This window comes from Methylomonas sp. DH-1, from assembly GCF_046097555.1.
GTDB lineage: Bacteria > Pseudomonadota > Gammaproteobacteria > Methylococcales > Methylomonadaceae > Methylomonas > Methylomonas koyamae.
Genome location: NZ_CP143089.1, coordinates 507,438 through 527,237, shown reverse-complemented (window position 1 = coordinate 527,237; position 19,800 = coordinate 507,438). Strand labels below are relative to the sequence as shown.

19 protein-coding genes are annotated in these 19,800 nt (G+C 58.9%); 14 read left to right on the top strand and 5 right to left on the bottom strand.

Annotated features, from left to right (window positions below; all coding sequences use genetic code 11):
- Positions 1–28: 28 nt before the first annotated feature.
- Positions 29–946, bottom strand: coding sequence for an oxygen-dependent coproporphyrinogen oxidase (gene hemF, locus VXJ35_RS02410; RefSeq protein WP_064020347.1), 918 nt, complete (start codon positions 944–946; stop codon positions 29–31).
- 322 nt (positions 947–1,268) lie between these two features.
- On the opposite strand from hemF, the gene VXJ35_RS02405 reads away from it, so the two are divergent.
- Positions 1,269–2,357: a phosphatidylinositol-specific phospholipase C gene (locus tag VXJ35_RS02405; RefSeq protein WP_082880771.1), complete on the top strand. Its 1,089-nt coding sequence runs from the start codon at positions 1,269–1,271 to the stop codon at positions 2,355–2,357.
- Positions 2,358–2,467: 110 nt separating this feature from the next.
- Here the strand turns inward: VXJ35_RS02405 and VXJ35_RS02400 are convergent, their stop codons facing one another.
- On the bottom strand, positions 2,468–3,433 hold the full coding sequence (locus VXJ35_RS02400; protein ID WP_231914833.1) for a lytic transglycosylase domain-containing protein: 966 nt from the start codon (positions 3,431–3,433) through the stop codon (positions 2,468–2,470).
- 252 nt (positions 3,434–3,685) lie between these two features.
- Here VXJ35_RS02400 and VXJ35_RS02395 point away from each other — a divergent pair, with 252 nt between their 5' ends.
- The 12 genes from VXJ35_RS02395 to VXJ35_RS02340 all read left to right on the top strand — a co-directional run bounded on the left by VXJ35_RS02395 (position 3,686) and on the right by VXJ35_RS02340 (position 14,501).
- Positions 3,686–4,672 (top strand): hydrolase, encoded by a 987-nt coding sequence (locus VXJ35_RS02395; protein WP_064020345.1) that lies wholly within the window; start codon positions 3,686–3,688, stop codon positions 4,670–4,672.
- A gap of 88 nt (positions 4,673–4,760) precedes the next feature.
- Positions 4,761–5,204, top strand: coding sequence for a low molecular weight phosphatase family protein (locus tag VXJ35_RS02390; RefSeq protein WP_064020344.1), 444 nt, complete (start codon positions 4,761–4,763; stop codon positions 5,202–5,204).
- A gap of 109 nt (positions 5,205–5,313) precedes the next feature.
- Positions 5,314–6,318 carry a GTP 3',8-cyclase MoaA gene (moaA, locus tag VXJ35_RS02385; RefSeq protein WP_064020343.1) on the top strand — a complete coding sequence of 335 codons (1,005 nt, stop codon included), beginning with the start codon at positions 5,314–5,316 and terminating at the stop codon, positions 6,316–6,318.
- Positions 6,319–6,333: 15 nt separating this feature from the next.
- A complete protein-coding gene (locus VXJ35_RS02380) occupies positions 6,334–6,693 on the top strand; it encodes a YajD family HNH nuclease (protein WP_064020342.1) in 360 nt (119 codons plus the stop codon).
- Positions 6,693–7,262, top strand: a complete 570-nt coding sequence (locus VXJ35_RS02375) for a DNA-3-methyladenine glycosylase I (RefSeq protein WP_064020341.1) — start codon at positions 6,693–6,695, stop codon at positions 7,260–7,262. Before VXJ35_RS02380 ends, VXJ35_RS02375 begins: the two co-directional genes overlap by 1 nt.
- Before the next feature lie 4 nt (positions 7,263–7,266).
- On the top strand, positions 7,267–7,737 hold the full coding sequence (locus VXJ35_RS02370) for a pyridoxamine 5'-phosphate oxidase family protein (RefSeq protein ID WP_064020340.1): 471 nt from the start codon (positions 7,267–7,269) through the stop codon (positions 7,735–7,737).
- Between the two features lie 50 nt (positions 7,738–7,787).
- Positions 7,788–11,063, top strand: coding sequence for an EAL domain-containing protein (locus VXJ35_RS02365; protein ID WP_064020339.1), 3,276 nt, complete (start codon positions 7,788–7,790; stop codon positions 11,061–11,063).
- 93 nt (positions 11,064–11,156) lie between these two features.
- Positions 11,157–12,119 (top strand): ABC transporter substrate-binding protein, encoded by a 963-nt coding sequence (locus VXJ35_RS02360; protein WP_064020338.1) that lies wholly within the window; start codon positions 11,157–11,159, stop codon positions 12,117–12,119.
- Positions 12,119–12,883: an ABC transporter permease gene (locus tag VXJ35_RS02355; RefSeq protein ID WP_064020337.1), complete on the top strand. Its 765-nt coding sequence runs from the start codon at positions 12,119–12,121 to the stop codon at positions 12,881–12,883. The genes VXJ35_RS02360 and VXJ35_RS02355 overlap by 1 nt, the downstream gene beginning before the upstream one ends.
- The gene (locus VXJ35_RS02350; protein ID WP_064020336.1) at positions 12,880–13,620 is read left to right on the top strand and encodes an ABC transporter ATP-binding protein; all 741 of its coding nucleotides are present in this window, start codon (positions 12,880–12,882) and stop codon (positions 13,618–13,620) included. The genes VXJ35_RS02355 and VXJ35_RS02350 overlap by 4 nt, the downstream gene beginning before the upstream one ends.
- A gap of 1 nt (position 13,621) precedes the next feature.
- Complete coding sequence (locus VXJ35_RS02345; protein WP_064020335.1) at positions 13,622–14,182, top strand: YigZ family protein; 561 nt, start codon at positions 13,622–13,624, stop codon at positions 14,180–14,182.
- Between the two features lie 157 nt (positions 14,183–14,339).
- Positions 14,340–14,501, top strand: a complete 162-nt coding sequence (locus VXJ35_RS02340; protein WP_172680320.1) for a hypothetical protein — start codon at positions 14,340–14,342, stop codon at positions 14,499–14,501.
- An 88-nt stretch (positions 14,502–14,589) separates the two neighbouring features.
- On the opposite strand, the gene djlA is transcribed toward VXJ35_RS02340, so the two are convergent.
- Positions 14,590–15,393 (bottom strand): co-chaperone DjlA, encoded by an 804-nt coding sequence (djlA, locus tag VXJ35_RS02335; protein WP_064020333.1) that lies wholly within the window; start codon positions 15,391–15,393, stop codon positions 14,590–14,592.
- A 69-nt stretch (positions 15,394–15,462) separates the two neighbouring features.
- On the opposite strand from djlA, the gene VXJ35_RS02330 reads away from it, so the two are divergent.
- Complete coding sequence (locus VXJ35_RS02330; RefSeq protein WP_064020332.1) at positions 15,463–16,359, top strand: phosphoribosylaminoimidazolesuccinocarboxamide synthase; 897 nt, start codon at positions 15,463–15,465, stop codon at positions 16,357–16,359.
- A 23-nt stretch (positions 16,360–16,382) separates the two neighbouring features.
- Here VXJ35_RS02330 and VXJ35_RS02325 read toward each other — a convergent pair whose 3' ends face one another.
- Complete coding sequence (locus VXJ35_RS02325; RefSeq protein ID WP_064023327.1) at positions 16,383–16,709, bottom strand: P-II family nitrogen regulator; 327 nt, start codon at positions 16,707–16,709, stop codon at positions 16,383–16,385.
- 9 nt (positions 16,710–16,718) lie between these two features.
- On the bottom strand, positions 16,719–19,787 hold the full coding sequence (locus VXJ35_RS02320) for an efflux RND transporter permease subunit (protein WP_064020331.1): 3,069 nt from the start codon (positions 19,785–19,787) through the stop codon (positions 16,719–16,721).
- Positions 19,788–19,800 lie beyond the last annotated feature (13 nt).

The window sequence follows — 19,800 nt, the reverse complement described above, 5'->3', positions numbered from 1 at the left end:
AATTTAACGCTGATCGGCCGCTGCGGCGTTAATTTCCCAACCAATTCTGCGGTTTTAAATACTTTTCGTATAACTCGGCTTCCGGGCTGCCCGCTTCGGGCTGCCAATTATATTGCCAGCGCGCCAGCGGCGGCAGCGACATCAAGATCGATTCGGTGCGGCCGCCGGTTTGCAAACCGAATAAGGTACCGCGGTCGTAAACCAGATTGAATTCGACGTAGCGGCCGCGCCGATACAACTGAAAATCGCGTTCCCGCTCGCCGTACGGCGTATTCCGCCGTTTTTGCACGATAGGCAAATAGGCCGGGATGTAATGATCGCCGACGCTTTGCATGAAGGCGAAGGCCTGATCGAAATCGGGTTCGTTCAAATCGTCGAAGAACAGACCGCCGACGCCGCGGGTTTCGTTACGGTGCTTCAAGAAGAAATACTCGTCGCACCATTTTTTGTACTTGGGGTAAACCTCTGCGCCGAACGGCTGGCAGGCGGCGCGGGCGGTGCTGTGCCAATGTTCGGCATCCTCGCGAAACGGGTAAAACGGCGTCAAATCGAAGCCGCCGCCGAACCACCAGATCGAAGGCTCGCCGTCTTTTTTGGCAATGAAGAAGCGGACGTTGGCATGGGAAGTCGGCACATAAGGATTGCGCGGATGGATCACCAGCGATACGCCCATCGCTTCGAATTGGCGGTTAGCCAGTTCCGGCCGCTTCGCCGTTGCCGACGGCGGCAGACTGGCGCCGAATACGTGCGAGAAATTGACGCCGCCCTGCTCGAATACCTCGCCGTTGGCCAACACCCGGCTGCGGCCGCCGCCGCCCTCCTCGCGCTGCCAAGCGTCTTCGGCGAAACGCGCTGCCGGTTCTTCCGCGGCCAGCGCAGCGCAAATCCGGTCTTGTAAATCCAGTAAATACTGCTTCACCGCAGCGATTTCGGGGTCTTGGCTCATGCGGCAGGCTCCTGTGTTAACCAAACGAGGCGGCAAAATTAACACAAATTCGGCGCAGCGGAAGCGGATAAACCACCTTCGCTGCGGCCGGCTTTCCCCCGACCGACGCACATCGCGGGGTTACGGCATAAAGTGTCGCTTACGAAATATCGTATCCAACACGGCCACAACAAGACGCCCGGCGCACAGCAAACGCCACAAAAACTCTTATCGGTCAAACACATAAAAAAACGCGACGGGTCCGGCACGGGGCTTGCCATTTAGTTAGCGACCGAAGCAATCGGCATTGACTCAATAAACATCCGCCAAACAGGAAACCGCTATGAACATCAAATCCATTCTGACCGCATGCACCTTCGCCGCCGCGATCGCGTTCGACGCCGGCGCCGCCACCGCTATCGACCACGCCGCTTATTCGCACGACAGTTACAACGGCGCCGTCAACCCCAAATGGCTGACCGCGCTGCCGGATACGCTGCCGCTGAGCCAATTGTCGTTGCCCGGCACTCACGATTCGATGGCCTTGTACGGCGGCGACATTCCGCAAACCCAATCTATGGATCTGGAAACCCAATTGAACGCCGGAATCCGGGTGCTGGACATCCGGTGCTGGCATATCGCCAACAACTTCCAGATCGCGCACGGCGTCGTGTTGCAGAATGCCAGCTTCAGTGACGTGCTGGATACCGTCGACGCGTTTCTGGCCGCCAATCCCGGCGAAACCGTGGTGATGCGGGTTAAGGAGGAAAACACCGGCAAAAACAACACCCGCAGTTTTGCCGAGACCTTTAATGCCATCGCCAGTAAATATCCCGGCCTGTTCTGGGTACCGAACGGCAGCAGCAATCCGACGCTGGGCGCCGTTCGCGGCAAGGTGGTGATGCTGCAAAACTTTGCCGGCGTGTTGCAAGGCATCTCCTATTCGTCGTTGGAGAACCAGGGCACGGTACAGGACAACTACGAACTGAAAACCAACTGGGATTTGTACGGCAAATGGCAGCAGGTCAAAAGCCAAATCATGTCGGCATCGACCGGCGACAGCAATAAAATCTATCTGAATTACCTGAGCGGTGCGACCGGCGCCTTCCCCTATTTCGTCGCCAGCGGCCATAGTTCGCACGAAACCGGCGCGCCGCAATTGATGACCGGGCTGACCACGCTGACCAGCCCGAATACCTATCCGGATTTCCCACGCGTCAGTTGCCTGGGCAGCCTGTGCTCGATCGCTTTCCTCGGTACCAACCAACTGAGCAGTAAATTCATCGCCGATTTGAAAACGAATTACGCCACTTTGAACCGGATGTACCAAACCTTGAATCTGAACATCCGCCTGAGCAAACGGGTGGGCATCATCATGGCCGACTTTCCCGGCATCAGTTTGATCAACAACGTGATTGCAATGAACAAGTAAACCGACCAGGCATCTGCAAAAACCGAATGCCGTTAAGTGAAGCCGTCATACCGGCAGGGATTGCCGGTATGACGACATTGGTCCAAAACTCCCGCCCGCATACCCACCGCTCAAAGCCCCGGAATCCCCACCTGTTGAATATGCACGGCGTTATCGCCTTCCTCGTAAGCCAGTAACTTACCGTCGTGCCGCCACAATTTGAACGCCAAGGCATAAGACAACACCCGAATCGGGTAATCGCGCGGCAGCGTTTGCAGATAAGGTTGCATCGTCGCGAAATCGCTGGCGCCGTATTGCTGCATGATGAAGCGTAAGCCGCCGTTGCGCGGACCGATGTTGTAAGCCAACAAGCCCAAAAACAGATCGCCGTTCATTTCCTTTAAGTAGTGTTTGAACGTCGCCGCGGCCAGATAAGCGTTATGGCGGGCGTCGGCCGGCAACGGTTCGGCTACGCCGAGTTCGCGGGCGGCTTCGCGGGTGATGGATTTGGGCACCGCGGTAATCTGAAACAAGCCCTTGCCGCCGTCGCGGCTGTCGCGCGGCATGAACGACGATTCGGTCGCGGCAATACCGTGCAGCAAATCGGCATCGACCTCGAACGCCCTAGCCGCTTCGTTGATCGCCGGATCGAACGGCTGGGCCCGCGCCAGCATTTTTTGCAGGCCGCCGTTATCGTGCCGGCGATAGGCGGCGTAAACCTGATGCGCCAGCGTCACCCGCTCGGCCTCTTGCTTGCCACCGACCAGCGTGCGGAAATGGGTGAACACCGGCGTGTAACCGTCGTGCGCCACAAACCAGGCGCACCCCAGCGCCAGCGTCGCGGCCACGGCGGCCGGCAAATAACGCAGATGAAAGGCGAGCCAGCGCCGGGCCTGCCACCAAACGATCAACAACAGCGCCGCAGCCAGCACCAACAGCACGACGCCGCCGGCGAACGGCAACAGATTGGTGAAAAATCCCGAGCCGGACAGCCAGTTGGCCGAATAACCCAACAGAAACATCGTCGCCAACACGGCGGAAACGGCCAACGCCGCAATTTCCACAGTCAGCAACCAACCGTTCCATGCCGGTTGCAACGGAGGTTTGCGCCTGGCTTTGCGAGCCGGTTTGCCGCGCCCGCCTTGCGCCGGGCGCGACGGCGACCGCGGCTTTGGCGGGGCTTTTTTTATCGGTACGGGCCGGGACATCGAACCATCGGGAATGTGAAGAAGGGAATAAAGGGCGCGATGTTAGCTGCCGCCAAGGCGCAGGCTGGTATTTGCCGCCAGCGGCGGTATATTCTCCGGGCAGCTTTCGCTCTCCGATCAACTATAAAGCAGGCGCCTACCATGCACAACGCTTTCCGCCCGGCCTGGTGGCTGAACGGCCCCCATCTGCAAACCATTTACCCGGCCTTATTGCGGCGGACCGCGCCACCGGCCGCCATTCGCCGGGAACGGCTGGCAACGCCGGACGGCGATTTTCTGGATATCGACTGGTGCGAAGACGCAACCAAGCCGCTGGTGATTTTGTTGCACGGCCTGGCCGGCAGCAGCCGCTCGGGTTATATCGCCGGTCTGCAACGCAGCTTGCCAAGCCAAGGCTTTGCCAGCGTGGCCTTGAATTTTCGCGGTTGCAGCGGCGAAATGAACCGCTTGGCCCGCTGTTACCACTCCGGCGAAACCGAAGACATCGGCTTTTTGCAGCGGGAGCTGCGTCGGCGTTTTCCGCAGCGGCCGTTGGCCGCGATCGGCTTTTCGCTGGGCGGCAATGTGTTATTGAAGTGGCTGGGCGAGCAAGGTGCCGATGCCGATTTGTTCGCCGCCGCCGCGGTGTCGGTGCCGCTGGTCTTGAGCGAATGCGCCGACAAACTGGACCGGGGCTTCTCCAGAATCTACCGCGATTACCTGTTGCGGGAATTGAAGCAGTACATGCAACTCAAGCAACGCCATCTGTCGGCCATCGGCCGCGACGACCAGGCCGAACTGATCCGCCAACTCGGCGATCTGCGGCCGATTCGCTCGTTCTGGCAATACGACGGTCGCGTAGTCGCGCGGCTGCACGGTTTCGCCGATGCCGCCGACTATTACCGGCGCAGCAGCTCGCGCCAGTTTTTACAACACATCCGGGTGCCGACCTTGTTGCTGCAAGCCAAGGACGATCCGTTCATGACCGAACGCGTGCTGCCGGCCGCGGCGGAGTTGTCCGCTGCGGTGCATTTGGAAATCAGCAACGGCGGCGGCCACGTCGGCTTTGTCGGCGCCAGCGGGGGCCGGCCGGCTTACTGGTTGGAAGCGCGGATCGGCGAATTTTTACAGGCGCAACTGCCGGCCTGACGGGGCAGACTTGAAAACGGCCCGGCGGCGTTGTCTAATGCCGGCCAACTTGTCAACGGCGCGCCGATCGGCGTGGGCAGACCTCCGCATGCATAACCAAGTATTGTTTCTGTGTACCGGCAATTACTACCGCAGCCGTTTCGCCGAGTACCTGTTCAACCACCACGCGCCGGCCTACCGCTTGCCTTGGCGCGCCGACTCGCGTGGATTGGCAATCGAATTGCTGGAACGCGATGCCGGGCCGATCTCGCCGCACACCTTGCGCGGCTTGGCTTTGCGCCGGATTCCGCCCGAACCGGTGCGGCCGCCGATATCGGTGACGGAACCGGATTTGCAGCGCGCCCGCTTGATCGTGGCCTTGAAACGCAGCGAGCACCAACCGATGTTGCAGCAAAAATTTCCGGACTGGGCCGAACGTGTCGAGTACTGGCAGGTCGACGACATAGGCGACACCCATCCGGACCACGCCCTGCCGCAAATCGAAACTGCGGTATTGGCATTGCTGGAACGTTTGGCCGGCGGCGGCCGGTAATTGCCCCGCTGCGGAACTCCTGCGGCGGCGGCCGATCTGAAACCAAGCCGTTCTTGCAAAAGGCGGCAGCGTGGTAATATTTGTTCCTTTCCGTTTTGATGTTTCCGTAATGGCGCCGAATAAACCGTTGCTTCTGGTAGACCGCTTCGGACGAGTGGTCAATTATCTGCGGGTCTCGATCACCGACCGCTGCGATTTCCGTTGCGTCTACTGCATGGCCGAAGACATGGAATTCCTGCCGCGCAGCCAAATACTCAGCCTGGAGGAAATCCGCACCATTTGCCGGGCCTTCGTCGAACTGGGCGTGAAAAAGATTCGGGTCACCGGCGGCGAACCGTTGGTGCGCAAAGGCGTAGTGGACCTGTTACGCGACATCGGCAGCATGCCGGGGCTGAACGAACTGGTACTGACCAGCAACGGCTCGCGCTTGGCCGAAATGGCCGCCGATTTGCGCGCCGCCGGCGTCAAACGCCTGAACATCAGCCTGGATACTTTAGACCCGGATAAATTCCGCGAGCTGACCCGCACCGGCAATCTGCAACGGGTGCTGGACGGTATCGCCGCCGCCCGCGCCGCCGGTTTCGAGCGCATCAAATTGAACGCGGTGGTTATGAAAAACCGCAACCACCACGAAGTGGCCGATCTGGTGCAGTTCGCTCTGGATAATTCGCTGGACATCAGCTTCATCGAAGAAATGCCGTTGGGCCAAGTCGACCGCCACCATCGCGGCGAAAGCTACTACCCCAGCGACGCCATCCGCCGCGACTTGAGCAGCCGCTTTAACTTACAAGCCGTGGCCGACACTACCGGCGGCCCGTCGGCCTATTACCGGGTGGAGGGCAGCGCCAGCCGGGTCGGTTTTATCTCGCCGCACAGCGCCAATTTCTGCGGCAACTGCAACCGGGTCAGGCTGACCGCCGAAGGCCGCTTGCTGCTATGCCTGGGCAACGAGCACTCGGTCGATCTGAAACGGGTGGTCAGAGAGCAGCCGGGCGACATCGCGGCGCTGAAACAAACCATCGTCGCGGCGATGCAAATCAAACCCGAGAAGCACGAATTCAACATTCACGAACAACCGGTGATTTTGCGGCACATGAACGCGACCGGCGGTTGAGAAACGGAGGACACCATGTCGGATAACAAAGCCTACCATATCGTTGCCGAAGCCCGGCGCTACAAAGAAGAGCGGGAAAAAGGCTACCGGGAGCAGGCCTTGAAGTTATATCCGTGGATCTGCGGACGCTGTGCCAGGGAGTTCGACCATAAGAATCTGCGGGAACTGACGGTACACCATATCAACCACGACCACGACCACAACCCGCCCGACGGCAGCAATTGGGAACTGCTGTGCCTGTACTGCCACGACAACGAACACCAGCGCTACGAAGAACAGGTGCGCTACGGCGGCAAAAGCAGCGCGGACGGCAAATCGCCGACGGCTACGTTCAATCCGTTCGCTGATCTGAAAAAAATGATGAATAAAGACTGATGGCGGCCAAATGCGTCTGGGCTTTGGCCAGCGCCAACGAAGAACACTACCACGACAACGAATGGGGCGAGCCGCTCCACGACGACCGCCGCCTGTTCGAGTTTTTAGTGCTGGAAGGCGCCCAGGCCGGGTTGAGTTGGCGCACGATTCTGAACAAGCGCCCGGCATACCGCGCCGCCTTCGACGATTTCGTGCCCGAGATCGTCGCCGAATACGATGCCGCCAAACTCGAACAATTGCTGGATAACCCCGGCATCGTCAGAAACCGCTTGAAAATCCAGTCCGCCGTCGCCAATGCCCAAGCATTTCTGGCGGTACAACAGCAATTCGGCAGCTTCGACAGTTACATTTGGAGCTTCGTCGGCGGCCGCACCATCCAAAACCGCTGGCAAAGCCATGCCGAGCTACCGGCCTACTCGGCGGAATCCGAACGCATGAGCAAAGATTTGCAAAAACGCGGCTTCAAATTCGTCGGCCGCACCATCTGCTACGCCTACATGCAGGCGGTGGGCATGGTCAACGACCATACCGTCGATTGCTTCCGCCACGCGGAATTGGCCCGGCCGTAAAGCGATGCAGGCCGCCGCTCCGGAAGCCGACTGCCTGCGCCTGATCGGGGCCAGCGACGGCGCGGCTATCGCCAGTTGCGCGGCCGACGGCGATGCCGAAGCCAGTTACGCGCCGGTGTTACAGCATGGCGGTATTTTTTACGTTTACGTCAGCGGCCTGGCCAAACACACCGGGAACCTATTGTGCCGCCGCCAGGGCTCGCTACTGTTTTTGGGCGAGGCAAGCGGCAACCCGTTTGCCCGTCCCCGAGCCAGCGTAAGCTGCACGGTCGCCGAACTAGAACCGGACCATCCGCATTACGTCGAATTACTCGATAGCCTAGAGGCCCGTTTCGGCAATGTTGTCGGCCTACTGCGCACCTTGCCGGATTTCCGCCTGCTAGCCTTGACGCCAATTCGCTACCACTATGTGGCCGGCTTCGGCAAAGCCTATACTTTTGCCGCTAATCCAAACGAACCGGCCCCGTCGGACTAAACTTATCCGGACCAGCACGCACGACTGAACTAGGAACCCGCTTAAGCGCCATGCCAGCTTTTCTCAATCCGCTACTCAGCAATAGTTTTTTCGCACTGGCGTATTTTATCGGCGGATTTCTGGGCCACATGCTGACCATGCCGCCCAGCCAGGCCAGCGCCATCTGGCCGCCGGCCGGCATCGCCCTGGCCGGCATGCTGCATTCGGGCCGGAACGTGTTGCCCGGCCTGGCTGTCGGCGCGATTGCGGCGCAAATTTACGCATTTTCCGGGCTCGGCGGCGGCCAATCCCCAACGTTGGGCTATTGGATGGGGACTGCGGCCGGCATCGCCGCCTGCGGACAAGCCTGGCTCGGCGCATTTATGATCAACCGCTGGATCGGCCCGCACAATCCTTTGCTGGAAGACCGCCACATCGTCCACTTCTTCGTGTTGGCCATCGCCAGTTGCCTGCTGGCGCCGACGCTGGGTTCCGGCCTGCTTTACTTGCTGGGTTGCATCGAATTAAGCGAATTCGGCCTGAACTGGAGCACCTGGTGGGTCGGCGATTCGATCGGTGCGGTGATCTTCGCCCCGATCTGGCTGGCCTTCATCGCCGCCCCGCGCCACATATGGCGCCAACGCCAACAATTCGTGGTCTATCCGCTGGCGGCAACCCTGGTACTGGTGGTCGTCGCCGTGGTCTACAGCAGCAATCTGGAAGACCGCCGCATTCGCGAACTGTTCGAAAGCCAGACCGGTTTACTGCACCAGAGCATTCAGCAACATTTCGATAGTGACGTACTGAACAACCAGTTGCTAAAAGCCTTATTCGACAGTTCCGATAGCGTCGACCGCAACGAATTCCGCCTGTTCGCCCACACCATCTTCAGCCAGCACCCGGAACTGGAAGTGTTGGAATGGCTGCCCAAAGTCGAGCAGGCGCAACGCAGCGCATTCGAGAACCGCGAGCAAATCCGCATCGTCGAACGCGATTCGCAGGGGGCCGATAAAGCGGCAACCGAGCGCGAGTTTTATCTGCCGGTGGCTTACTGGTTCGGCAACGAGCAAAACCTGGGCCTGGATGCGCTGAGCCGGCCCGAATTGCGCAACGCGATAAACACTGCCGTCGCTTCCGGCAAAACCAGCGCCACCGGCGGCCTGGCTTTTGCCGACGGCCAATTCGGCTTTGCCGTGTTTTCGCCGATCTATGCCAAAGGTAAGCCGCTCAACACGGTGCAACAACGCGAACAGCATTTGCAGGGCCTGGTCGCCAATGTGTTCCGGCTGAGCAGCGAAGTGGCGGAAATCATGTCCCGCCTCGAATCCAACCGCTTGTCGCTCGGCATTTACGACGGGGAACGGCAGCTATTCGGCGCAGCGGCGCCGAATGCGCCGTCCGCCATGCAATTTCCAAAATTGCACCAGCAATTGGATTTGAAAATAGCGGACCGCGTCTGGAGCATTCACTACCGGCCGTCGCCGGCGTTTTACGCCGAACAGCATTCCTGGACGGTGTGGTGGCTTCTGTCCGGCAGTTTTCTGTTGTGCGGCCTGACCAGTTTCGGCCTGATGCTGATGACCGGCCGCACCGCCCGCATCGAAGATTTGGTGGCTTTGAAAACCCGCGACCTGCTGCGCAGCAACCAAGCCCTGAACAGCGAGATCGAGCGCCGCAAGCAACAGGAAAACGAATTGCGCATCGCCGCCGCCACGTTTCAGTCGCACGAGGCAATCATGGTCACCGACGCCAAGGGCGTGGTGCTCAGAGTTAACGACGCCTTCAGCCGCATTACCGGTTATAGCGCCGACGAAGTCATCGGCCGCCGGTCCGATCTGTTGTCCAAAATCCGCCAGGCACCGGGCCTGTTGCATGGCCTGTTCCGCGCCTTGTTGCGCGATAACCAGTGGCGCGGCGAGATATGGAACCGGCGGAAAAACGGCGACGTGTTCCCGGAGTGGTTGACCGTGACCGGCGTCCGCGACGAAAGCGGCAAGCAATTGAATTACGTCGCCATCTTTTCCGACATCAGCGAACAGAAAGCGGCGGAACGCGAAATCCACGAGCTGGCATTCTACGATCCGCTGACCGGCTTGCCGAACCGGCGTCTGCTGCTGGACCGCTTGAAACAGGAAATCGCCGCCGCCAAGCGCCAACATTGTTACGGCGCGCTGTTTTTTCTGGATCTGGACCATTTCAAGACGCTGAACGATTCCCGCGGCCACCAGGTCGGCGACGAGCTGTTGACTCAGGTCGCGCAGCGGCTGCGCGCGATCATCCGCGAAGAAGACACGGCCTGCCGCCTGGGCGGCGACGAGTTTATCGTCATGGTACCGGGACGCTACAGCGAACTGGCCCAAGCCACCCACCACGCCGTGATGCTGGCCGAGAAGATTCTGCACACCATTAACCAACCCTTCAACGTGCAGGGCAGCGAACACCATTTTTCCACCAGCATCGGCGTCACGCTGTTTCCGGAAGCGGCCGAGCAGCCGGAAGCGGTGATCCAGCAAGCCGACACGGCAATGTACCGGGCCAAGGAAAGCGGCCGCAACGGCATCAGTTTTTACCGGCCGTCGATGCAGGAAACCGCCGACCGCCGGCTGACGCTGGAAAAGGAAATTCGCGAGGCCTTGAAACAATCCCAATTCGTATTGCATTACCAGCCCCAGGTCGACGACAGCGGCCGCGTGGTCAGCGCCGAGACCCTGATTCGCTGGCAGCATCCGCAGCGCGGCATGATTTCCCCGGCCGAATTCATCCCGGTTGCCGAAGATACCCGCTTGATTTTGCCGCTCGGCGAATGGGTGATCCGCGAAACCTGCCGCCAGATCGGCGTCTGGGACCGGGAAAACCGGGCCATCGGCCACGTCGCCGTCAACGTCAGTTCCCGCCAATTCCGCCAGCCGGACTTTGTCCAACAAATCGAGCGGATTCTGGCCGATGCCGGCCTGTCCGCCGACCGGCTGGTGATCGAATTGACCGAAGGGTCGGTGATCAGCAACATCGAGGATACCGTCAGGAAGATGCGCGATTTGCAAACCTTGGGCGTCAAAACCTCGATCGACGATTTCGGCATCGGCTATTCGTCGCTGTCTTATCTGAAAACGCTGCCGATCAGCCAGCTCAAAATCGACCAGAGCTTCGTCAAAGACCTGCCGGAAGACCAAAACGACGCCGTCATCGTCGAGACCATCATCAATATGGCGAAAAGCCTGCGCCTGCACGTGATTGCCGAAGGCGTGGAAACCGCGGAGCAAGTGCTGTTCTTGCGGGAAAAAGGCTGCCTGTCCTACCAGGGTTACCACATCGGCCGCCCGGTTCCGGCCGCCCAATTCCACAGTTAACCTGTTAGTTTCGAATCGGTGCCGAGAAACCTTCTTGCAATCGCCGCGGCTGCGTTAAAATCGCGCGCTCGACCATTCTGCCAGGGACAAAACATGAACTTGAAAATCTGCCTGTTGACTGCGGCGGCTTTATTCGCCGCCACCGGCGAAACCGCCGAGAAAACCGCGATCAGAATCGGCGCGATGGCCTCCGGCACGCTGAACTGGGAATTGGCGGCGATGCGCAACCAGGGCTTGTTGGAGCGGGCGGATTTTGCGATCGAAAACGTCGCCCTCGCCAACCAGCAAGCCGGCAAAGTCGCGCTGCAAGCCGGCGCGGTCGACCTGATCGTCTCCGACTGGATCTGGACCTCGAGCATGCGCGGCGAAGGCGCCAAGTTGAGTTTTTACCCGTTTTCCGACACCTCCGGCGCGCTGCTGGTCGCAAACGCCAGCCCGATCAAAACGCTGGCCGATCTGAAAGGCAAAAAACTGGGCATTGCCGGCGGCGAGCTGGATAAAAACTGGCTGTTGCTGCAAGCCTTGGGCCGGCAGCAGCAATTGGACCTGAATGCCGGCGTCGAAAAAGTCTACGGCGCCCCGCCGTTGTTAAGCCAGCAATTGCTGGGGCAGCGGGTGGATGCGTTATTGACCTACTGGCAATTCGCCGCCCGCCTGGAAGCCCAGGGTTACCGGACCTTGCTCAGCGGCGAGGACATGGTCCGCCAGTTGGGCATAGCCGAAACCGTGCCCAGTATCGGCTACGTGTTCAAACAGGAGTGGGCCGAACAACATAAAGCCGCACTAAAGCAATTCTTCGAATTAAGCCGGCAAGCTCGCGACAGCTTATGCAGCAACGATGCCGAATGGGCGAAAATACTGCCGCTGACCGAAGCCGGCAGCCCGGCCGAGCAGGAAAAACTCCGCGCCGGTTATTGCAAGGGCCGCATCGAGCAATGGACGCCGGCCCAACAAGCCGCGGCCGAAAAAATCTACCTGATGTTGCACCAGATCGATAGCAAATTGACCGGCGCTGCCGGCCACATCCAGCCAGGCACGTTCTGGTCCGCCGATTGATGAGGTGGTCCGGTCATACCCGGCAGCGTAGCGGTGCGGTTACGCTGTTATCGCTGTTACTGTTGCTCGGTATTTGGCAAGCGGCGGCGATGCTGCTCGACGATCCCAGCCTGCCGCTGCCGGCAAGGGTGGCCGGCGTGTTTTGGCAGGCAACCGCTTCCGGCGAATTACCGCACCACCTGGGCGCCACCTTGTTTCGGCTGGCCGTCAGTTTTTCGATTGCGATGCTGCTCGGCTGCGCAATCGGACTGATGTTGGGCAAAAACAAAGCCATGGACGCGTTCTTCGACAATTGGCTGGTGATTTTTCTGAACATCCCGGCCCTAGTCACCGTCATCCTGTGTTACATCTGGTTCGGTTTGCAAGAATCGGCGGCGATTCTGGCCGTCGTGGTTAACAAGCTGCCGAACGTGATCGTCACGATCCGCGAGGGCGCCCGGGCGCTGGACCAGGATTTGCTGGAAATGGCACAAAGCTACCGCTTCAGCCGCCGCAAAACCCTGGTACACGTGATCTGGCCGCAACTGCATCCGTTTGTGATGGCGGCCACCCGTTCCGGCTTGGCCCTGATCTGGAAGATCATTCTGCTGGTGGAATTGCTGGGCCGCAGCGACGGCATGGGTTACCAACTGCATTTGTTCTTCCAGTTGTTCGACGTCGCCAGCCTGTTGGCTTACACCTTTGCCTTTATTGCGGTGATCCAGGCCATCGAGTGGCTGGTGTTGCGGCCGCTGGACCGGGCGGCGCTGAGGTGGCGGCGATGAACGAAATCGGCATCAGCATACAAGATAAGACTTACCGCGACGGCCATGGCGGCGCGCAACGCAGCACAATCGCCGATCTGAATTTCAAAGTCGAACCCAACGAATTCGTCTGCCTGCTCGGCCCGTCGGGCTGCGGTAAAACCACGCTGTTGAATATGGTGGCCGGCCTGGACCGCCATTATCAGGGCCAAATCCGCATCGGCGGGCAAGCCGCCGCCGCTAAAATCGGCTACGTATTCCAAAGTCCGCGGCTGCTGCCATGGCGCACCGTTCGCCAAAACATCGAATTGGTATTCGAGGGTGCGCCGCCGGCCGCGCTGATCGACGAGTTGCTGGCCGGCATGCAGCTCGACGCGGTACAGCACAGTTACCCCGAGCGGCTGTCGCTGGGCATGCAGCGCCGGGTGGCGATCATCCGCGCCTTTGCCGTGAATCCCGACATCCTGCTGATGGACGAACCCTTCGTATCGCTGGACGCCCCCAGCGCCCGCCAGGTGCGCACGCTGTTGTATGCGCTGTGGCAACAGCGGCCGCATACCGTGTTGTTCGTCAGCCACGATTTGCGCGAGGCAATCGCGCTGGCCGACCGTCTGATATTTTTGTCGCCGCCGCCGATGCGTATCGTCAGCGATATTACCGTCGATATACCGCGCGACGGCCGCCACGACGAAGCCCAAATCGAAGCCTTCCGCGAATACTTGTTGAAGCAGCATCCGGCCATCAACGGTCTGTTGTAACGTGAAAATCGTCGCCGCGGCCTGCCAGATCGAAGAGATCGTCAAGAAATCGCGCTTCATCGGCGTCATCAGCCCGTGCCGCTCGGAAGCCGAGGCGCTGGCAGTGTTAACCGATCTGCACCGGCGTTATCCGGATGCAAGCCACATCGTTTACGCTTACCGCATCCAGTCGGCCGACGGACTGGTCTGCCGGTTTTACGATGCCGGCGAACCCAGCGGCACCGCCGGCAAGCCGATTTTTCAGCATCTGGAAGGAAAGCAACTGATTAATTTGGTCGTTGCGGTGGTTCGTTATTTCGGCGGCATCAAGCTCGGCGCCGGCGGCCTGACCCGGGCTTACGGCAACGTCGCCAAAGCGGTGATCGAAGCGGCGGACATTGTCGACTACGTCGAATTTGCCGAAGTCGACCTGACCTTGGACTACAGCCGCTTGCAGCCGCTGGAATACCAGTTAAAGAAATTGGACGGCAGCATCCTGGCTCAGGAATTTAGCGACAACGTGCGGCTGACGGTGAAACTGCCCAAGCACAATCTCCCGTCCCTCAACGCCTTTCTGGCATAAAACCGACTCGTAACAGCCGAATGTGACGGCTTTATTACAGAATTATTTCCCATGCGGAAACAAGGTGTACACAATCGTCGCTATTGTAAATAAAAGCGCTAGCTCATATAGTAGAACCGTCTTCATTGAATTGACTGTCACCAGTCTGGGAGGAAACATGAGCAAATCTAACAATCTTTATCGAGACATACTCACTGGTCTGTTTTTTACCACCGGCGTGTTTGGTTTCATGTCGGGTGAGTTCATTATCTCCACCATGCTGTTCGGAGCGGCCACCATTTCCAGCAATCTGGATTTTACCGGCTCGTTCCGCGCTTAACCTGTTTGTTGTACCCCCTCACGCGATCAAGCAGTAGCTCTGTTTAGCTTAGCCCGCCCACCTGCCACAGGTGAGGCGGGCATTTTTTTTAAAAGCCCCGGCGCTCCTTGATAGTTTCGTAAGCTTTTCTGATCTGCTGGGTTTTCTGTTTGGCTAAGGCCATCATTTCTTCCGGCAAACCTTTCGCTACCAACTTATCCGGATGATGCTGGCTCATCAGCCGACGATAAGCTTTTTTAACTTCCGCCTCGCTGGCCTGCGCCGAGACGCCCAGCACGGCATAAGCATCCTCCACCCGCGGTGCCGCGGGTTCTGAGGCATATTCGCGGCTGCTCTGCTGGCGAAAGCGCTGTTGGGCGGCGACTTGGCCCTTGATCACCCGGTATTCGAATTCCGACAAGCCGAGTTGCCGGCAAATATCTTTCAGCAACGCTTCTTCGCTGGCATCGAACACGCCGTCGGCGAACGCCGCCTGCAACTGGATTTCGACGAACATCCGCAACAAATGCGTACGCCGATGGCACTCGTTGCGGAATTGCTTCAGTACGCCGGCCAACGGAAAGCCGGCTTGCTTACCCTGGCGAAACAGATGGATCGCCGCTTCGCGCAGTTCCGGCGTCAGTTCCATATTCTCCATGACCCGGTTGGCCAAGCCGATTTCCTCGCTCGACACCCGGCCGTCGACCTTGGCCACATGGCCCATCACGGCAAACGTCGCGGTAAAGAACGCGGTTTGTACCCGATGCTGCTCGCCCGGATGCAAAGTCTGGTCCGCCGTCTCTTGCATCCCGGCATCGAACTGGTGGCCAACCGCCGCGCCGAAAATGGCGCCCAACGGACCGCCCATCAAGAAGCCGAAAGCGCCTCCAACCAATTTACCCAACCAACTCATGCGTTACCTATCCCTCTTCCGATTAATGATAAAATTTCGAGCAATTTTCACTGACTATCCGCCCTCGATATGAATGCCCCCGCCGCCCTTTACGAATCCTCCCTGCCGCATCTGAAACTGCTCGGCCGCGGCAAAGTCCGCGACATGTACGAAATCGACGACAGCCATTTGCTAATCGTCACGACCGACCGGATGTCGGCATTCGACGTGATCATGCCCGATCCGATTCCGGGCAAAGGCCGGGTATTGACCAGCGTCTCCAACTTCTGGTTCGAGAAAATGCGCGACATCATCCCCAACCACTTGAGCGACGACTTGACCTTGGCCGACGTGATTCCCGATCCGGAGCTCAGAGCACAGGTGGAAGGCCGCGCCATTATCGTCAAGCGCCTGAAACCGCTGCCGGTGGAGGCCATCGTCCGCGGCTACCTGATCGGTTCCGGCTGGAAGGACTACCAGCGTTGCGGCGCCGTGTGCGGCATCCAACTGCCGGCCGGCCTGCAACAGGCGCAACAACTGCCGCAACCGATTTACACGCCGTCCAGCAAAGCCGAAGTCGGCGTGCACGACGAGAACATCAGCTTTGCCGACACCGTCAAATTAATCGGAGAGGAATTAGCCGGCAAAGTTCGCGACGCCAGCCTGCGGCTTTACACCACGGCGGCCGAATACGCCCGCCAGCGCGGCATCATCATCGCCGACACCAAGTTCGAATTCGGCCTGGACGCGGCCGGCACCTTGTACCTGATCGACGAAGCGCTGACGCCGGACTCGTCGCGCTTCTGGCCGGTCGAACAATACCAAGTCGGCATCAGCCCGCCCAGCTTCGACAAGCAATATTTGCGCGATTACCTGGAAACGTTGGATTGGAATAAAACCGCTCCCGGCCCGAAATTGCCGGAAGAGGTCAGCCGCAAATGCGCCGAGAAATACCGCGAGGCGGAATTGAAACTGCTGGGCCGGTAACCCGGCATTTTCAGCTTACCGGCTTAGCCTAAATCGGCATCGCGTTCGCCGGTGCTGATCCGCCCGCCCGCCACCGTTTCTACGATGTAGACCTTGCCGTCGCCGTGGTGGCCGCTACGCGCCACTTTCATCACGGTCTGAAAAATCGTCTCTACCAGATGCTCCGGTGCGAAGATCTCGATCCGTTTTTTGGCCAGAAACGGCTTGTAATCCTGAATGTGCTCGGTGCGTTCGCGGCCGAAACCCTCGCAATCCATCACCGACATCCCCGGAAAATCGGGGATTTCCATCAAGGCCAGCGTCAGTTGGTTAAGTTTATGCGGCTGAATATAGGCACGGATTTCTTTCATGGCCATCCTTTAAAGCTCGTCGGCTTCGGCGAAGTAACGGTATAACGCCGGCAGCAGGGTCAAGGTCAGTAAGGTCGCGCTAATCAGGCCGCCGATAATGACCACGGCAAACGGCTTGGCGGTCTCGGAACCGACGCTAGTGGACAATGCCGCCGGGAACAAGCCCAGCATCGCCATCAACGCAGTCATCACCACCGGCCGCAACCGACTGACCGAACCGTTGACGATTGCGTTGTGCAACGATTGGCCCTCGCGCCGAAGTTTGTTCAATTGCGACACCAGAATAACGCCATTCTGTACCGCAATGCCGAACAAGGCGATAAAACCCACCGCGGCGGAAACGCTGAGATTGATGCCGGTCGCCAGCAGGATCAATAAACCGCCGATCAACGCAAACGGCACGTTCATCACGATCAGCAATGCGTTTTTAACCGACATGAAGGTCCAGAACAACAAGACGAAAATCAAGCCCAGACTGATCGGCACGATGATCGCCAGCCGCTTCATCGCCCGTTGCTGGTTCTCGAATTGGCCGCTCCAGACGATGCGGTAACCGGGCGGCAACGCCACTTGCGCCGCCACCTTTTCCTGGGCTTCGGCGACGAAACTGCCCTGGTCGCGGTCGATCAGATTGCATTTAATCGCGATCCGGCGCATGTTTTCTTCGCGGCTGATTCTGGAAGCGCCTTGATTGACCTTGATCGTCGCCAACTCGGATAGCGGTATCAATTGGCCCAGCGGAGTTTGCACCGTCAGGCTTTCCAGACCCGAGACCGAATCGCGGGCGTTTTCCGCATAGCGCAGCGAAATATCGAAGCGGCGTTCGCCTTCCAGAAAATGCGACGCCGCCTTACCGCCCATGCCGATTTCCAACACCTGCTCGACATCGGCGACATTGATACCGTAACGGGAGATTTTGGCCCGGTCGATGTCGACGATGACTTGCGCCAAGCCGGCCTGCTGTTCGGCGGCAACGTCGCTGGCGCCGCGGATGCCGGCCAGGATATGGGTAATCTGATCGGCCTTGTCCTGCAAGGTTTGCAGATCGCTACCGAACACCTTGATCGCAATCTCGCCCTTAACCCCGGAAATGGCTTCTTCGACGTTGTCCTGAATCACCTGCGAAAAATTGGTCTGAATACCCGGAAAAATCGACAACGATTGATCCATGGCCTGCACCAATTCGTCTTTTTTCGGATAACGCCAGGTTTCCTTGGGGTTGAGGTCTATCAACACCTCCAGATTGTTAAAACCTTTGGGATCGGTACCGTCTTCCGGCCGGCCCAATTGGGTCAGGATAGTCCTGGCCTCGCCGAAAGTTTCCAGCCGCTCGCGGACCTTGCGCTCGATATCCTTCGCGGTGGTGAGCGACACCGGCGTCGGCAGCGTGATGGTCAGCCAGATGTTGCCCTCGTCCAGCTTCGGCATGAATTCGGTGCCGATCAAACGCACCGACAAGAAACTCAAGGCCAAGGCGCCGACCGCGGCAAAAAAAACCAAGCGGGCATGTTTCAACACCCATTCCAGAATGTTGCGGTAATGGCGTTCCATGGCATGCACCAACGGATTGTGGCGCTCGGCCAGCTTCGGCCCCAACAAATAAGTCAGCATCGACGGAATAAAAGTCAGGCTGAACAGCATCGAAGCCACCAACGCAAAGCTCAGCGTATACGCCATCGGCGAGAAGATTTTGGCCTCGACCCGCTGAAAGGTAAAAATCGGCAGGAAGGCGATGATGATGATGATCTTGGAGAACAAAATCGGCCGTCCCATTTCGGTTGCGGTATTCAACAACGATTGCCGCAAATGGCGGATGTCCGAGTTACGCTGCATATCCAGCGTCACTTGCACCATGACCGCTTCCACCAAGACCACGGCACTGTCGACGATGATGCCGAAATCGATCGCCCCCAACGAAATCAGGTTGGCGGAGATACCGCCTAAATCGACCAGAATAAAAGCGAATAGCAACGACAGCGGAATAATCAGCGTGACCAGAAACGCGGCCACGAAACGTTGCAGAAACACCAGCAGAATGATCAAGATCAATACCGCACCTTCGATCATGTTGTGTTCGACGGTGTGCACGGTGTGGCCGACCAGTTCGGTGCGGTCGTAAATCGGCGTGATTTTCACACCCGGCGGCAAGCCGAACGCATTCAATTCCTCGATTTTCTGCTTGACGCCGGCCAGCACGCCGACCGCGTCGCGGCCTTTGATCAGCAACACGATGCCTTCGACGATATCGTCGCGCTGGTTCAACGACACGATACCGGTGCGCGGTTGCGGGCCGATGCTGATATCGGCAACATCTTTCACCCGGATCGGTACGCCGTCGTTACTGGTCACGACGATTTCGCCGATCTCGTCGGCCGATTTCAGCAAACCGACGCCCCGGACCACCAAGGCCTCGTCGCCGTCCTCGATATAGCCGCCGCCGGTATTGGTATTGTTGGCGGCGATCGCGGCGTAGACCTGATTCAGATTCAACCGGTAATTTTTCAGACTGTCCGGCCGAACCACGACTTTGTATTCCTTGACGCCGCCGCCGTAAGACACCACGTCGGCCACACCCTGTACGCTACGCAGCCGCGGCTCGATCACCCAATCCTGCAATGCCCGCTGCTCGGTCAACGGCAGGTGTTTGGCGTCGATCACATAACGGTAAATCTCGCCGACACCGGTCGACAACGGCCCGATTTGCGGCTTGACGTCGCCGGGCAGGTCGGCGCCGCGCAAACGCTCCAGGACTTGCTGGCGGGAGAAATAGTCTTCGGCACCGTCGTCGAAGATCAGCGTCACCACCGACAGGCCGAAAATCGACACCGAGCGCATATTCAACAAATGCGGTAGGCCGTTCATTTCCCGTTCGATTGGCAACGAAATGACTTTTTCCACTTCCTCCGGCGCCTGGCCGGGGAATTGCGTCACCACCTGCACGAACACGTTCTGCACGTCCGGAAACGCCTGCACCGGCAGATTCTCGAAGGCCACGATGCCGGAAACGGCGATAGCCAAGGTAGCGCCGATCACCATCAGGCGCTGTTGCAAACAAAAAGCGATAACGCGGGCAATCATTGTTAGCGTCCTG

What these genes read in the sequence shown, in the direction of transcription:
- hemF (WP_064020347.1), bottom strand. Translation starts at nt 946, where the DNA reads ATGAGCCAAGACCCCGAAATCGCTGCGGTGAAGCAGTATTTACTGGAT.
- VXJ35_RS02405 (WP_082880771.1), top strand. Translation starts at nt 1,269, where the DNA reads ATGAACATCAAATCCATTCTGACCGCATGCACCTTCGCCGCCGCGATC.
- VXJ35_RS02395 (WP_064020345.1), top strand. Translation starts at nt 3,686, where the DNA reads ATGCACAACGCTTTCCGCCCGGCCTGGTGGCTGAACGGCCCCCATCTG.
- VXJ35_RS02390 (WP_064020344.1), top strand. Translation starts at nt 4,761, where the DNA reads ATGCATAACCAAGTATTGTTTCTGTGTACCGGCAATTACTACCGCAGC.
- moaA (WP_064020343.1), top strand. Translation starts at nt 5,314, where the DNA reads ATGGCGCCGAATAAACCGTTGCTTCTGGTAGACCGCTTCGGACGAGTG.
- VXJ35_RS02380 (WP_064020342.1), top strand. Translation starts at nt 6,334, where the DNA reads ATGTCGGATAACAAAGCCTACCATATCGTTGCCGAAGCCCGGCGCTAC.
- VXJ35_RS02375 (WP_064020341.1), top strand. Translation starts at nt 6,693, where the DNA reads ATGGCGGCCAAATGCGTCTGGGCTTTGGCCAGCGCCAACGAAGAACAC.
- VXJ35_RS02370 (WP_064020340.1), top strand. Translation starts at nt 7,267, where the DNA reads ATGCAGGCCGCCGCTCCGGAAGCCGACTGCCTGCGCCTGATCGGGGCC.
- VXJ35_RS02365 (WP_064020339.1), top strand. Translation starts at nt 7,788, where the DNA reads ATGCCAGCTTTTCTCAATCCGCTACTCAGCAATAGTTTTTTCGCACTG.
- VXJ35_RS02360 (WP_064020338.1), top strand. Translation starts at nt 11,157, where the DNA reads ATGAACTTGAAAATCTGCCTGTTGACTGCGGCGGCTTTATTCGCCGCC.
- VXJ35_RS02355 (WP_064020337.1), top strand. Translation starts at nt 12,119, where the DNA reads ATGAGGTGGTCCGGTCATACCCGGCAGCGTAGCGGTGCGGTTACGCTG.
- VXJ35_RS02350 (WP_064020336.1), top strand. Translation starts at nt 12,880, where the DNA reads ATGAACGAAATCGGCATCAGCATACAAGATAAGACTTACCGCGACGGC.
- VXJ35_RS02340 (WP_172680320.1), top strand. Translation starts at nt 14,340, where the DNA reads ATGAGCAAATCTAACAATCTTTATCGAGACATACTCACTGGTCTGTTT.
- djlA (WP_064020333.1), bottom strand. Translation starts at nt 15,393, where the DNA reads ATGAGTTGGTTGGGTAAATTGGTTGGAGGCGCTTTCGGCTTCTTGATG.
- VXJ35_RS02330 (WP_064020332.1), top strand. Translation starts at nt 15,463, where the DNA reads ATGAATGCCCCCGCCGCCCTTTACGAATCCTCCCTGCCGCATCTGAAA.
- VXJ35_RS02325 (WP_064023327.1), bottom strand. Translation starts at nt 16,709, where the DNA reads ATGAAAGAAATCCGTGCCTATATTCAGCCGCATAAACTTAACCAACTG.
- VXJ35_RS02320 (WP_064020331.1), bottom strand. Translation starts at nt 19,787, where the DNA reads ATGATTGCCCGCGTTATCGCTTTTTGTTTGCAACAGCGCCTGATGGTG.